We start from the raw sequence: 14,285 nt of genomic DNA, 5'->3' as shown, positions 1-14,285 counted from the left end.
CAGCCTCCGTTTCATCGTAGTCCACCGAGGTGCCGTGTGAAGATCCTCTTGTTCGGGCGTGGCGTGATCGCCACCGTGTACGGCTGGGCTCTCGAACAGGCCGGGCACGACGTCGAGTTCTACGTCCGGCCCGGCCGCGCGGCGGAGTACGGGCCGACGATCAACCTCGACCTGAGCGATATGCGGCAGCGAGTCCTGGGACAGCCAGTCCGCGAGAAGTGGGCGGTGCGCTACCGCGAGGAACTGGCACCGGACCACGACTTCGACCTGATCGTGCTGAGCGTGGGGCACCACCGGCTGACGGAGGCGGCGGACTTCCTGGCCCCCCGCGTCGGCAACGCGACGGTGCTGATCTCCGGCAACGTCTGGACCGAGCCGGCGGACGCGGTCGGCGCCCTCCCCCTCGACCGGGTCGCCTGGGGCTTTCCGATGGCGGGCGGCGGTTTCGGCGAGGACGGCGTGCTGCGCGGGATGCTGATGCCGCTGATCATCTTCGGCACGATCGGCACGCTGACGGACCGGGAACGGGCCGTGCGCCAGGTGTTCCGCGAGGCCGGGTTCCGGATCAAGGAGGAGCCCCGCCTGCGCGACTGGCTGCTGATCCACTTCATCTCGGACGCGGGCATCCACTCGCAGGGCCTGAGGCTGGGCTCGCTGGCCGACCTGGCAGGGCGCCGTCATGACCTGCGCGAGGCGATCCTGGCCGGCCGCGAGCTCCTGCCGCTGCTGGAGGCACGCGGTGTGGACCTGCGTCGCCGCGCGATGTTCCTCCGTGCACCGGCCTGGCTGACGGCGTCCGTGTTCGCCTTGATGACCGCTCATTTCCCACCGGCCCGCTTGAGCTTCAAGGCGCATTCCGACCGCCATGCGGTGGAGCCTCGGGTGATCTGCCAGGACACCCTCGCGGAGGCACGCAGGCTGGGCGTGCCCGCACCCCGGCTGGCCGCGGCGGAACCGTACTTCGCGGCCCAGGTCTGAACTCGGGTTACCGTGAACGGATGGCACTCGTGCACCCGCCCGGCCTGACCAGGTTCCGGACGCACGACCTGCCCGGCTCGCGCAGGCTGACCGGGTGGGAGGAGCACAACGCCCGCTCCCTGGTGGGGTTGCGGGTCACGGCCGACCGCCCGTTCGACGGCACCGAGGTGAACCTGACGCTCCCCCGCCTGCAGGTGGCGCGGGTGAGCGGGTCGCCGCACGCCGTCGAGCGGGACGTCCGGCAGATCGCCGAGCACCCGGCCGACGGCGTGGTCGTCTACTTCTCGCTCGCCGGGGAGAGCCAGTTCGAGCACCGGGGCGGCCGTGAACTGGTCGTCCCCGGCCAGGCGCTCGTGCTGGACGGGGACCGGCCGTTCCGGCGCGAGTTCTCGGACGGCCTCACCGAACTCGTGCTGAAGGCGCCGCGGCGTGGACCGGTGCGGCCTCAGGTGTTCAGCTTCCGGGACAACGCGCACGCGTCCGCGTTGGTCAGCGCTCTGTCGGGTGCGTTGCGCGGCCCCGCCGACTGGGACGGGCTGGAGCAGACCGCCGCCGACCTGCTCGACACGTTGCTCGGCGCCCGCAGCCCGGCCGCGGACCTGGCGGCCGCCCACGCCTTCATCGCCGCCCATCTGCACGAACAGGAGCTGTGCGCGCTGCGGATCGCCGCCGCGATCGGGTACTCCGAACGTCATCTGTCGCGGTTGTTCGCGAAGTCCGGGCAGAGCGTGCCGCAGGCGATCCTGAACGCGCGGCTCGACGCGGCCAGGAGCGTGCTGGCCGAGCCGATCTCACTGGCCGAGGTCGCCGCACGGCACGGTTTCGTGTCGCAGGCGCACTTCTCCCGCACCTACCGGGCGCGGTTCGGGGTGACGCCCCGGCAGGACCGCGCGGCGCTGCGGACCTGAGTTTTTGCCTGTTTCCGCCACGTGCGAACCACCCGGCCCTCGCGACGGCGTGAGGCTGCGACCGTTCCGGCATGGTGACTTTCGTCGAGACCGATGTGGTGATCGTCGGCTCGGGCCCGGCCGGGGCCTCCGCAGCGTTGTTCCTGTCCACACTGGGCGTTCCGAACATCATGATCACCAAGTACCGGTGGACCGCGAACACTCCCCGCGCGCACATCACCAACCAGCGCACGATGGAGATCTTCCGCGACGTCGGCATCGAGGACCAGGTGCTCGCCGACGCCACGCCGCACCACCTGATCGGCGACACGGTGTTCTGCACCGCGATCACCGGCGAGGAGATCGGCCGCATCCTCACCTGGGGCACCCACCCCGCCCGGCACGCCGACCACGTGCTCGCGTCGCCGTCGCTCAACTGCGACATCCCGCAGACCTACCTGGAGCCGATCCTCGTCCGCAACGCCACGGCGCGCGGCACGCAGACCCAGTTCAGCACCGAGTACCTGGGGCACGTGCAGGACGCCGACGGCGTGACCGTGCGGGTGCTGAACCGGCTGACCGGAACCGAGTACTCGATCCGGGCCAAGTACCTGATCGGCGCGGACGGCGCGCGGTCCGCCGTGGCCGCCGACCTGGACCTGCCCTACGAGGGCGAGATGGACGTCGCCGGGTCCATGAACATCACCTTCAAGGCCGACCTCTCCGAACTGTGCCGGCACCGGCCTTCGGTGCTGTACTGGGTGATCCAGCCCGGCGCGAACGTCGGCGGGATCGGCGCGGGGCTCGTGCGGATGGTCCGGCCGTGGAACGAGTGGCTGATCGTCTGGGGCTTCGACCTCGCGCAGGGCGTGCCCGAGGTGACCGACGACGACGCGTTGCAGATCGTGCGCAACCTCGTCGGCGATTCCACACTCGAGGCGGAGATCACCGGGATCTCGTTGTGGGGCAACAACGAGCAGTACGCCACGCGGTTGCAGCGCGGCCGGGTGTTCTGTGCAGGGGACGCCGTGCACAAGCACCCGCCGAGCAACGGGCTCGGTTCCAACACCTCGATCCAGGACTCCTACAACCTGGCGTGGAAGCTCGCTTTGGTCCTCAACGGACAGGCCGGGCCCGAGTTGCTGGAGACCTATTCCGCCGAACGTGCCCCGGTGGCGCGGCAGATCGTGACGCGGGCCAACAAGTCCGCTCGCGAGTTCGGTGCGCTCTTCGACGCGCTCGGGCTCGACGCCTCGCAGTCCGCCGAGGAGATGGACGCGCGCATCGAGGAGCGCAAGTCCGGCAGCCTCGCGGGTGCCGCCAAGCGCGCCGCCGTGCGGGAGGCCATGGAGCTGAAGAACTACGAGTTCAACGCTCATGGCGTCGAGATGGGTCAGTCGTACGAGTCCAGCGCCGTGGTCGCCGATGGCACCGAGCGGCCCTCCCCCTCACGAGACCCCGAGCTGTACTACGAGCCGTCGACCCGGCCCGGAGCACGGCTGCCGCACGCCTGGGTCGGTGACAGCAGGAGCAAGCTCTCCACCCACGACCTGGTGCCGTACGGGCAGTTCACGCTGCTGACGGGGATCACCGGCGAGGCGTGGGCGGACGCTGCGCAGAAGGCGGCCGACCGGCTCGGCGTGCCGTTGCAGACGGTGGTCATCGGTCCAGGTCGTGCGGTCACGGACCTCTACTTCGACTGGTCACGACTGTCCGGTGTGGACGAAGATGGAGCCGTGCTGGTGCGGCCGGACAAGCACGTCGCGTGGCGCGGCACGTCGTTGCCCGCAGATCCGGAAGCGGAGCTGATGTCCGTCCTGACCACGATCCTGAGCCGGGAGGAGAGCGCGTGACCTGGCAGTTCGAGCACGTCACGCTCGGCCAGCGGGTGCGGTTCGGCACCGGCACGGCGGCGGACGACCTGGCCGCGGAGGTCGCCCGCCTCGGTGCGCGGCGGGTGCTGCTGATCTCCTCCAAGCCCGTTCCCGAGGTGACGGCGAAGATCGACGTGGCCGCGCACTGCACGGACGTGGCGCCGCACGTCCCGGTGGAGAACGCCGAACGTGCCAGCGAACTGGCCTTGGAATCCGGCGCGGACCTGCTGGTGAGCGTCGGCGGTGGTTCCACAACCGGGCTGGCCAAGGCGGTCGCGCTGACCACCGGCCTGCCGATCGTCGCCGTGCCCACCACGTACGCCGGTTCGGAGGCCACCAACGTGTGGGGCCTGACCGAGGCGTCCCGCAAGACCACCGGCGTCGACGACCGCGTGCTGCCGGTGACCGTCATCTACGACTCGGCGCTCACGGCATCGCTACCGCTGGACCTCTCGATCGCCTCGGGCTGCAACGCGCTGGCGCACTGCGTGGACTCGATGTGGGCCCCGCGCGCCGATCCGATCAACCAGGCGCTGGCTCTGGAAGGCGCCCGTGCGCTGAGCCACGGTCTTCGCCTGGTCAGCACCGTCGAGGGCCGGGAGTCGCTGTTCTACGGCGCCTATCTGGCCGCCGTGGCGTTCGCGTCGGCGGGTTCCGGCCTGCACCACAAGATCTGCCACGTGCTCGGCGGCGCCTACAACCTCCCGCACGCGCAGACGCACACCGCGATCCTGCCGCACGTGCTGGCTTTCAACGCTCCCGCGGTCCCCGAGGCAGCCGCCAGGATCACCGAGGCGCTCGGCGGCGGGCTCCTCGACCTGTACGACGAAATCGGTGCCTCACACGAGCTTCGTGGCGTGCCCGATGTTCACGAGGCCGCGCGTCTCGTGCTGCCGTCCGTGCCCCCGTCGAACCCTCGCCCCGTCACCGAGGACGACCTGATCGCCCTGCTCACCGCTGCCCAGAAGGGGCTCGACGCATGACCGCCCAGCACCGCATCGAGGAACAGCTCACCGACGAGGTCGTCGCGTCGTTCGCCCGCACCCCGGACCCGCGGCTCAAGGAGCTCATGGAGGCGCTCACCCGGCACCTGCACGCGTTCATCCGCGAGACCCGCCTGACCGAGGCCGAGTGGACGCGGGCCATCGAGTTCCTGACGGCCGTCGGGCACATCACCGACGACAAGAGGCAGGAGTTCATCCTGCTGTCCGACGTGCTGGGCGCCTCGATGCAGACCATCGCGGTGAACAACGAGGCCTACGAGAACGCCACGGAGGCAACGGTCTTCGGCCCGTTCTTCGTCGAGGAGTCGCCGCTGGTCGGTGTCGGCGGCGACATCGCCGGTGGCGCCGCCGGAACCCCTTGCTGGGTCGAGGGAACCGTGCGCGACACGGCAGGGAACCCGGTCCCGAACGCGCGGATCGAGGTGTGGGAGGCCGACGAGGACGGCTTCTACGACGTGCAGTACACCGACTCCCGGGTGGCGGGCCGCGGCCACCTGTTCTCCGGCGAGGACGGCGGTTTCGCGTTCTGGTGCACGACGCCGACCCCGTACCCGATCCCGCACGACGGCCCGGTGGGCGCCCTGCTGGACGCCGTGGACCGCTCCCCCGTGCGCGCCGCCCACCTGCACTTCATGGTGTCGGCGCAGGACTTCCGCACGCTCGTCACGCACATCTTCGTGGAGGGCGATCCGCAGCTGGAGATCGGCGACTCGGTGTTCGGGGTGAAGGAGTCGCTGGTCAAGCGGTTCGAGGAGCAGCCGGCCGGTGCCGCGACGCCGGACGGGAGGGCGCTGGGCGACAAGCCGTGGGCGCGCTCCCGTTTCGACATCGTGTTGGCGCCTCAGTGATCGCAGCAGACGCGCTCGGCCCACTCCGGTTCGTGCCACCAGTGCTTGTTCTCGGCTGACGGCGCCGCCGGCAGCTCGGCGGTGTGGGCGGTGAGCGTCTGCTGGTTCCGGTACGGCGCGAGCAGCTCCGGGATGTCGTGGATCTGCCCGCCGACCGCGACCAGCTTGACGTTCGCCGCCGCCTTGATGTCGGCGAGCGGGTTTCCCTCGACGAACGCGATGTCGGCCGGTGCGCCCGGCTTGATCGCGCCGAGCGGCAGGCCCAGCCACTTCGCCGGGTTGCGGGTCGCGGTGATGAGCGCTTCCCTTGGCGTGAAGCCGAATTCGACCAGCGCGCGGAGGTTCGTGTGGGTCGCGGTGGCCGGGCTGTCGAGCGGCGCGTCGGTGCCGGTGATGACGAAGCCGCCGCCCCGGTGGACCTTCAGGGCGAACTCGACCCAACCGCGCAGGACGTCCAGCGACGACGTGCCGGCCGGGGTGCCCTGGTTGTTGGCGTCGGCGACGAACCGCTCGTACTCCCACGGCGGGTACAGCACGCGGGTGCGTTCGTCGGTGACGATCGACTTGTCCTTGGCGTACAACGCGCGTGACTGGAAGAGCGTGGGTGTGATCGACATGCCGGACGCCGTGAAGAGCGCGATCACGTCCTGGTAGGCCCGGCCCTGGCGGGTGACGGTGTGGGAGTAGCCGAGGCGGTTGGTGGCGCCGACGTGCTCCATGCCGTCCATGCCGAGGTTGGCGGCCGGGTAGAGGTAGTGGCTGGAGAGCGGGACCCGGGACCGTTGCACGGCGGCGCGTTGCAGCTCGACGGGCAGCCGGACGTAGGTCTTGATCAGGTCGTAGTCGAGCTCGTGGGCGCGGCGCAGTTCGAGGTCGAGCTGGGCCTTGCTCAGCGTCGGGCGCATGAAGTTGTAGTAGACGCGGCCGCCGTCGACGGCCTCGCCGGTGGCGTAGAACCGGGGCCCGGTAAGGGTTCCGGCCGCCAGCGCCTCGCGGGTCTCGACCATCTGGTAGACCGGGTCGCCGGGCGAACGGACCGTCGTGATGCCGTACGCGAGCCACGTCAGGCCCTGCCTCGCACCCCACTGACGACCGCGCAGGTGCCAGTGGTTGTGCGCGTCGATCAGGCCGGGGATGGCGGTCAGTCCTGACGCGTCGACGTCGGCCTTGCCGCGCTGGGGCCGGATCTCCTTCACCTTGCCGTCTTCCAGGACGATGTCGACGTTCCGCTTGAGCTCGTGCGCCTCGCCGTCCCAGTAGGCACCGACGCGGATCACCTTGCGCTCCGGCGACTTCGGCCGGCGCCACGTGAGGTCGTGCCGGATCGTCGTGACCCTGCCGTCCAGTGTGGACTTCCGGATGCGGCCGTTGTTCAGGTACACCAGCGAGTCGGTGCCGCTCCAGGCCAGCGAGTCGGTGACCTCGCGGGTGACCTGGCGCGGTTCGCCGAGGAACTTGCCCTTGCCGTCGACCGGGACGACCCAGGCGACGCTCTCCACGACGAACGCGATGTTCTTCCCGTCCGGCGACCACACCGGGCCGTCGTCGCCGCGCGTCGCGATCGACCGGAACGGCAACGGCTCGGTGTAGGTCAGCGCGCCGCCGACGAGGTCGACGAACAGCAACTGGCTGGTGCCTTCGCGGAACCGGCGCGAGAACGGCTTCACCGCGGCCAGTGCGACCGTGGTGCCGTCCTTCGACCAGGTCGGCCTGCCCGGCTGGAACAGCGTCGGCGTGACCTGGCGCAGCCCGGCGGGTTCGGCGATCCAGACCTGACCGTCGTGGTCCAGGTAGGCGACCTTCGTGCCGTCCGGCGAGAACCTCGGGATCGTCTGCGCGTGCGGAGCGGGCGCGAACGCCTTGTCGTCACCGGTCTTCAGGTCGCGGACCCGCAGCTGCGGGATGCCACCGCGGTCGCTGGTGTAGAGCAGTTTCGTGCCGTCCGGCGAGAAGTCCGGGTCGGAGTCGAAGTACCTGTTGTCGGTCAGCTTCGTCGCTTTGCCGCCGCTCAGCACGTAGAGGGCGTTGAGCGCGCGGAACGCGATCTTCGTGCCGTCCGGCGACACGACAGGACTCGCGATGCCCTTCACCGTGCCGCCGGTGAGGTTCTTCGTGCGGTGCGGACGCCTGGTCGTGCGCACCGGAACCGTTGCCTCGAAAGGAATGTCCTTCACGGCACCGCCGGTGCGCGACCGGAGCTTGCCGTCCGAGGTGTACAGGACGCTGTCACCGTTCCAGACCGGCGCGAACCCGAACACGTCCTCCTTCGACGTGATCGCCGTCGTGCCGAGGACGAGATCGGCCTGGCCGGGCTTCATCTGCGTGTAGCTCGGCTGGTCGCCGGGTCCGAACGCGGCCCCGAACAGCTGCGTGCCCGCCGGTGCCGTCACGAGCCGCTCGCGCCTGCCGTCCAAGGTCACGGTGTCGATCGCCGCGTTGCCGACGGTGAAGATGATCCGCCGGCCGTCCGCCGACCACTGCGGTGCCGCGGCCTCGTCCGGCACGCCGGTCAGCTGCGTGATGGCGTTCGTGGCCAGGTCGAGCACGTGCACGCCATAGCTTCCGGCCCGGTCGCTGACGAACGCGATCTGCTTGCCGTCCGGTGAGAACGCCGGTTCGCGGTGGTCGTACTTGCCCTGCGTGAGCTGTTTCAGGCCACGTCCGTCGAGCCCGATCACGTAGAGGTGGTAGTTACCGTCTCGATAGGACTGGAACGCGATCTGGTTGCCAGGCCCGAACGACGGCAGCGTGGCGTCCTGCAGCTCGTCGGTGAGCTTGCGCGCTTCCCCACCGGCAGCAGGTAAAACCCAGATGGCCGTGACGAGGTCGATGGCGAGCCACTTGCCGTCCCGCGACCGCGACACCGAGATGTTGGTGCCCTGCGTCAGTTTCACGCGTTCGCCCGGTTCCGCCTGCGCGGTCCCGATGCTGAGCGTGGACGCGGCGGTGGCGACGGCGGCGGCTTGGCCGGTGCGGGTCAGCAGTTCACGACGGGACAGTTCCACGGCGGCACACTCCCCAGTGTTGATCCCCTAGGAGATCCACCCTGGCACCGCGAAAGCCTTGCGCCATCGGCCATTCGGCCCAGCATCCACCTGGTGGGACGCTGGGCCGAAAGCTTGCGGTGGTCAGCGACGCGCCAGCAGTTCCAGCAACGGCGGCACCTCGTCGGGAACGCTGAAGTACGAGGTCTTGACGCCGTCCGGATAGCGCGCGACGAGGATCGGCGGAACGCCGAGCGGGATCAACCCCTTGGCCTGGAGGTTCGCGGTGAGCCGGCGGTACGGCCGGGTGAAGCCGCGCAGCATCCGGTCATCGGCGTAGTCGCCGAGCGCGTAGACCTCCTCGCGGCTGACCCTGCCCCGCTTGTCCGGCGTGGCGAGCCGCAGTGCCTCGGCCTGCACGGGAGCCTGCTCGTCGAGCTGGATCAGGAGTGCGCGCAACGCCTCCAGCGTCCACTCCGCCGTCGGCTCTTCGTCGAGCAGTTCGTCGTCGGCCACGCGCCCGGCGTCAACGGTCGACTCCTCGTTGACCACCACTTCCAGCACGGAGGCGCGGGCGAGCAGATCAGTGGGCCTCATCAGGAACAGGCGCCGCCCCGTCAGTCCTCCGTACTCGAGCGAGAGCTCCGGACGTGGCCCGATGAAGTCCGCGCCCTGACGCCACCACCAGTCCTCCTTCTCGTCCCGCGTGACGATCAGCAGGTCGCGGTTCTGGTCGCTCGCGTACCGGGTGGCCTGGTACCAGACGAGGTAGTCGCCGGTGCCGCCGTCGGCGGAGTCGTCGTGCTGTTTGCCGGCGTCCAGGTAGCCCGGCGGTACCTCGGCGTCGATGCGCCGGTTGGCCTCGGCGACGCACTCCGCGTGTTCTTCCTCGTTCAACGGCGAAGTGACCCTGCCGTCGAGGAGTTCCTCCAGCTGCTCGAGGATCGGGTCTCCCGCGCGGTCGGCGTCGGCGTCGGCGAGGACCCGCTGGAGTTCGTGCTGCAGTCCGCCGACGAGGTCGTTCACCTGAGCGGTCAGCGTGGACAGCTCGCCGAAGTCGACTCCAACGGCCTTCGCCCAGTTGCTCAGGGCGTCGCTCATGGCCCGCCCGGACTTGGCGAGAGCGTCGGTGGCCGTCTTGGTGGCACCGCGCGGGCTTCCCTGCGAGCGTTGGCGATGTCGCCAGAACTCGCGCAGCGCCTGGTGCGGGACGACCAGGCGGTCGCCCAGGCTCTTGAAGGTCTTGATCAGGTCGTTCGACGTCTGCGGCGTGAACCTGTACAGGTCGAGCAGCACGTTCGCGTCGACAGCGACCACTGCCTCGCGCAGCGCCGTGTCCAGCTCGTCCGGCGCCGCGATCTTGTAGCCGGCGAACTCACCGTCGTACAGACCGTTCATGCCGGAATGATCGTGCCTGCGGCATCGGAGCGTTAACGGTCCGTGGGCCGTTCATTCGAACGGCCCACCAGTCGTCAGAGTGCGAGCGCGCCCTCGATGCGGGACACCATCGCGTCCTCGGCGTCGACGACCACACCGTCGGCCTCGGCGACCTCGCGGCAGATCGCCAGCACACCGCGCGGGAAGTCCGCGGCGTCCTCGGGCGACTTGGCCGTGAGGGTCTTCATCGAGGAGCGCAGCGCCTCCAGGACGACCGGCTCGATCTCCTCGTCGGTGCCGGCGGGCACGGACGGGCGGGCGGCGCCCAGGACGCCGCGCAGGTCGGGCGACAGGTTCGCGAGCGCGCGCAGGCCGGCGAAGCGCTCCTCCAGCACGGGGCCGGGGTCGGCGTGGGAAACCAGCAGCATCGCGCCGTACACGGCGGTGCGCAGCGTGCGGCTCTCCTCGTCGGTGTAGAAGATCATGTGGCCCACTCTAGGTCGTCGGGTCAGGCGGGTGTTCCGGTCCTGATATGAGGATGCGCGGTCGGCCTGCCGGTTGCTCCCGAGCTGGGAAAACGCCTGTGACGGACGTCTATCGGGCGGGAAGCGAACAAACTGACCGGTCTGTGCGTTGAGATGGTTTGAGAAAGCTCACCCCTGGAGGATTCGCGCATGACGACCACCGCTACCCGGCCCCGCATCACGGTTCGGCGGGTGGTGTTCACGCTCGTCCTCTTCACCGTGACGACGCTGCTGTTCTGGGTGCCGTTCGAGGGGCTGTTCGCGGCCAGCGCCGAGTGGCCCGACCCGGTCCGCCCGATCGCCGCCATCGTGTTCGTCGCGGGTGCCATCGCGATGATCGTGCTGTTCACCCAGCGCGGCAGTGACCGCGCCGCCCGGATCTCCCAGTTCCTGCTCGGCTTCGTGTGGATCGCGTTCGTGTGGACGCTGATCTCCGACGTCGTCCGGCTCGGCCTGGCGATGGCCGGCGTCGAGAACCCGTTCCGCTCCCGTTTCATCGCCGTGCTGCTCGCGGTCCTCATCGTCACCGTGACGGTGTACGGCGTGTACGAGGCGATGCGCGTGCCTCGCATCAAGCGGCAAGACGTGACGATTCCCCGGCTCGACCCCGCGTTCGACGGGCTGACCGTCGCGGTCATCACCGACACCCACTACGGCGCCATCAACCGCGCGAAGTGGTCGCGCGGCATGGTCGACGCGGTCAACGAGCTCGGCGCCGATGTCGCCGTGCACGTCGGTGACATCGCGGACGGCACCGCCGACCAGCGCCTGGAGCAGGCCACCCCGCTCGGCGACGTGAACACCCCGCACCGCTTCTACATCACCGGCAACCACGAGTACTACTCGAACGCGCAGGGCTGGATCGACCTCATGACCCGCCTGGGCTGGAAGGCACTGCGCAACGAGCACGTGGCGCTCGAACGCGGCGACGCCAAGCTGGTGTTCGCGGGCATCGACGACGTCACCGCCGACCACTCCGGCGAACCCGGCCACGCCGCCGACCTCACGCGCGCGCTGCGCGACGCCGACTCCACCGCGCCGGTCGTGCTGCTCGCGCACCAGCCGTCGGAGATCAAGAAGGCCGTCGAGGCTGGCGTGGACCTGCAGTTGTCCGGGCACACGCACGGCGGGCAGATCTGGCCGTTCCACTACCTGGTGCGGCTGCAGCAGCCGGTGGTCGCCGGCCTGAGCAGGCACAGCGACCGCACGCAGCTCTACACCAGCCGTGGCGCCGGGTTCTGGGGCCCGCCGATGCGCGTGTTCGCGCCCAGTGAGATCACGCTTCTCACGCTCAAAGCGAGCTGAGGTGCCCTGAGTCGTTGAACCTGATCAGACGGGGTGGCTTGCCGGTCGTGTAGCGGATGACCGTCAGCGCCGCGTTGTCGTGGTTCAGCGTCAGCCACCGCTCGGGCGGGGCGTCCAGCGCGTCCCGCACGAGCCAGCTGATCAGGAACGAGTGCGTCACGACCAGCACCGGACCGTCGCCGGGCCGGGCGAAGCGGGTCTCGGCCTCGTGCGCCAAAGCGGGTCCGCGGGTGCGTTCCGACTCGGGGAACTGGTCGAAGAACTCGTCGTGGTCAGGGACGAAGTGCGGCACGTAGTCGTCCGCCGCCGCCTCGACCCGGCAGGGCACCTTCAGCACCTCGGACAGGATCGTCGCGGTCTCGGTGGCCCGGGGTAGCGGACCGTGGTGCACGGCGGCGAAACCCGTGCCCCGCAACCGTTCCGCGAGTGCCTCGGCCTGCTTGCGGCCCCGTGCCGTCAGCCGGGACTCGTCCTTCGTCGCCTCGCCGTGCCGAACCAGATGCAGATCTCGTGTCACGCCGTGCAGTCTGCCTTGATGGCACTGGCGGCGTGATGGGCGTAGGTCGGTCCGGAGCCGGTCCAGTCCTGACCTCGGGTGAGCAGCTGCACGGTCAGGTTTCCGCTGGCCTTGAACTTCCCGGCGCTGACCCACTGGCCGCGCTTGTCGACCTGCTTGATCGCGAACGACGCCAGCGGGGTGCCGCCGACGCTCGCCCGGTCGAAGACGTAGTACACGGTCGGGTTACCCCCGACCTCCTCCAGGCTGCCGTTCGGGACGTGCACGGAGACGTCGCACGTGCCGGTGACCGCGAACGTCCACTGCCCGTACGCGGAGCTGTCGTCCTTGCGGGAGTCGCCGGACATCGGGATCGACACGAACGTCGAGCCGCACTTGCCGTCACCGTGGTCGACCCAGCCCTTGCGGCCGTCGCGGTACGAGCCGACGTTGCTGTAGCCGCCGCAACCGGGGCCCGTCGTGAACGACTTGGCACCGCCGGGAGCCCTGCCCGCGTCCCCTGCGGGCGGCGGGGCGACGTTCTGCGTGGTCGTCGGCATCAGGCCCAGCGCCGACGAGGCCAGCGACGGGTCCATGCCGTTCGACGTCGACTCCGCGGGCAGCTCCTCCGGCGGGGTGATCAGGCCGGGGATGTAGCTGTGCGAGGGCTGCGCGACGTCCGTGACGCCGTTGCCGGAGCCGCCGTTGAACGTGACGATCGCGATCCCGCCGAGAACGAGCAGCGCGGCGATGGCGGCGATCGCGGCGGCGCGCGGCTTGAGCGGACCGCTCGGCGGCTTCTGTTCCTGCTCCTGGGATTCACCGGCCGCCGCCCACCGGGCGGCTCCCCTGGCGCGCGCGGCCTCCATCAGCGCAGGGTCGGGCGCCAGATGACGCTCGGTCGGTGGTTCGTCGGGGAACTGGGTCGGCACGGAGCGCAGTGTGCCAGGGACACAGGGCTACCCGAACGTGTGGTTCATTCACGAACGGGTTGTTTGAACTCAATGGACCGCACGCTGTGTCGACCGTTAGCCCGTTTCGTCTACGCACCGTCACGAACACTAGTCCGACCGGACCCTCATTCCTGACTCGTGAGTCAGGCTAAGCACCGTGCCGCACCTGCGCACAACCCCCGCGGCGCCCCCGAAAAACCGGATCTTGTCCCGGTTTTCGTGTCACAGAACGGAAACACCTGAAGAACGCCTTGATCTCGTGGTGTTTTGGGGCAACGGAACCGGTCAAGCGCGGCCAGATTCAGGACAGGGCGTCGATCAACGCAAGATCTGGCGGCACCAGGGTCGTCGACAGGACGAGTTCCCGCATCAGGTTGTCGTTCAACGCGTTCCCGACCGGCTCGCCGACCTCCTCGCGCACCAGCCCCGGCACTCCCTCGCGGGACAACCGGGCCCTGACCGCGGCCACCATGTGTTCGACCTTCTTGTGGCTCCACTGCTCCGTTGGCCGCAATTCGGACATCACGACGGCGACGTGCTGGCGTGCCAACGGCTGAGGGTTCGCCTCGTGCATCAGGTAGCGCTGACCGAGCACGACCAGAAGCAGCCGTTCGTCGTCGGTCAGCCGCCATCGGCGTGGAGGCTCGGTCACGGCGCCGTGCGGCACCGAAGGCTGGCCACCGTCCGGTCCTGCCACGTACAGCTCCAGCAGGTGCTCGCGGTCGCGGGTGCCGCGGATGAACAACGGCGTGTAGCCGCCGTCCAGCGGCACCGGGTCCTCCTCGGGGAACAGCCACCGCGACCGGGGCAGCCTGATCGGCAGCCGGCCGAGGTTGCTGACCCACCACGACCCACCGCGGCAGGTCAGCGCGCCGTGCCGGCGGGACACCCGCAGGTCGCTCTCCCCGACGCAGATGTCGACCTCTGGCCGGTTGCGGCCGAAGACCACGGTGTGGCCGTCGACGGGAGCGCTGTTCACGCGTCCGGCGAGCGCCAGCGCCACGATCCCGCCGGGCACCGTCTGCGGCACTTGCCGCGCGAGGCTTTCGTACATT

12 protein-coding genes are annotated in these 14,285 nt (G+C 69.8%); 6 read left to right on the top strand and 6 right to left on the bottom strand.

The window, feature by feature from the left end; genetic code table 11:
• Positions 1-36 precede the first annotated feature (36 nt).
• From ACH413_RS19390 to ACH413_RS19370, 5 genes are all read left to right on the top strand, one after another.
• Positions 37-978 carry a 2-dehydropantoate 2-reductase N-terminal domain-containing protein gene (locus tag ACH413_RS19390; RefSeq protein ID WP_360034191.1) on the top strand — a complete coding sequence of 314 codons (942 nt, stop codon included), beginning with the start codon at positions 37-39 and terminating at the stop codon, positions 976-978.
• A 20-nt stretch (positions 979-998) separates the two neighbouring features.
• Positions 999-1,886: an AraC family transcriptional regulator gene (locus tag ACH413_RS19385; RefSeq protein ID WP_360034194.1), complete on the top strand. Its 888-nt coding sequence runs from the start codon at positions 999-1,001 to the stop codon at positions 1,884-1,886.
• Between the two features lie 71 nt (positions 1,887-1,957).
• Positions 1,958-3,718 (top strand): FAD-dependent monooxygenase, encoded by a 1,761-nt coding sequence (locus ACH413_RS19380; protein ID WP_360034197.1) that lies wholly within the window; start codon positions 1,958-1,960, stop codon positions 3,716-3,718.
• A complete protein-coding gene (locus tag ACH413_RS19375; RefSeq protein ID WP_360034200.1) occupies positions 3,715-4,722 on the top strand; it encodes a maleylacetate reductase in 1,008 nt (335 codons plus the stop codon). The genes ACH413_RS19380 and ACH413_RS19375 overlap by 4 nt, the downstream gene beginning before the upstream one ends.
• Positions 4,719-5,591, top strand: a complete 873-nt coding sequence (locus tag ACH413_RS19370) for a dioxygenase (RefSeq protein WP_360034203.1) — start codon at positions 4,719-4,721, stop codon at positions 5,589-5,591. Before ACH413_RS19375 ends, ACH413_RS19370 begins: the two co-directional genes overlap by 4 nt.
• On the opposite strand, the gene ACH413_RS19365 is transcribed toward ACH413_RS19370, so the two are convergent.
• From ACH413_RS19365 to ACH413_RS19355, 3 genes are all read right to left on the bottom strand, one after another.
• The gene (locus ACH413_RS19365) at positions 5,585-8,596 is read right to left on the bottom strand and encodes an amidohydrolase family protein (protein ID WP_360034206.1); all 3,012 of its coding nucleotides are present in this window, start codon (positions 8,594-8,596) and stop codon (positions 5,585-5,587) included. The two genes, ACH413_RS19370 and ACH413_RS19365, sit on opposite strands and share 7 nt — an antisense overlap.
• A 123-nt stretch (positions 8,597-8,719) precedes the next feature.
• Positions 8,720-9,973 (bottom strand): PIN-like domain-containing protein, encoded by a 1,254-nt coding sequence (locus ACH413_RS19360; RefSeq protein ID WP_360034209.1) that lies wholly within the window; start codon positions 9,971-9,973, stop codon positions 8,720-8,722.
• Positions 9,974-10,047: 74 nt separating this feature from the next.
• The gene (locus ACH413_RS19355; RefSeq protein ID WP_360034212.1) at positions 10,048-10,437 is read right to left on the bottom strand and encodes a hypothetical protein; all 390 of its coding nucleotides are present in this window, start codon (positions 10,435-10,437) and stop codon (positions 10,048-10,050) included.
• Between the two features lie 189 nt (positions 10,438-10,626).
• Here ACH413_RS19355 and ACH413_RS19350 point away from each other — a divergent pair, with 189 nt between their 5' ends.
• Positions 10,627-11,781, top strand: a complete 1,155-nt coding sequence (locus tag ACH413_RS19350; protein ID WP_360034215.1) for a metallophosphoesterase — start codon at positions 10,627-10,629, stop codon at positions 11,779-11,781.
• Here the strand turns inward: ACH413_RS19350 and ACH413_RS19345 are convergent.
• From ACH413_RS19345 to ACH413_RS19335, 3 genes are all read right to left on the bottom strand, one after another.
• Positions 11,768-12,298: a histidine phosphatase family protein gene (locus ACH413_RS19345; RefSeq protein ID WP_360034218.1), complete on the bottom strand. Its 531-nt coding sequence runs from the start codon at positions 12,296-12,298 to the stop codon at positions 11,768-11,770. The genes ACH413_RS19350 and ACH413_RS19345 overlap by 14 nt on opposite strands.
• A complete protein-coding gene (locus ACH413_RS19340; RefSeq protein ID WP_360034221.1) occupies positions 12,295-13,209 on the bottom strand; it encodes a hypothetical protein in 915 nt (304 codons plus the stop codon). Before ACH413_RS19340 ends, ACH413_RS19345 begins: the two co-directional genes overlap by 4 nt.
• Before the next feature lie 322 nt (positions 13,210-13,531).
• Positions 13,532-14,284 carry an FHA domain-containing protein gene (locus ACH413_RS19335; RefSeq protein ID WP_360034224.1) on the bottom strand — a complete coding sequence of 251 codons (753 nt, stop codon included), beginning with the start codon at positions 14,282-14,284 and terminating at the stop codon, positions 13,532-13,534.
• Position 14,285: the final 1 nt, after the last annotated feature.

Origin of the sequence: Lentzea sp. NPDC020367 (genome assembly GCF_044387305.1) — a bacterium.
Taxonomy (GTDB): domain Bacteria; phylum Actinomycetota; class Actinomycetes; order Mycobacteriales; family Pseudonocardiaceae; genus Lentzea.
Note: the sequence above shows the minus strand (reverse complement) of the source record. Positions and strands in the feature narration are given on the sequence as shown.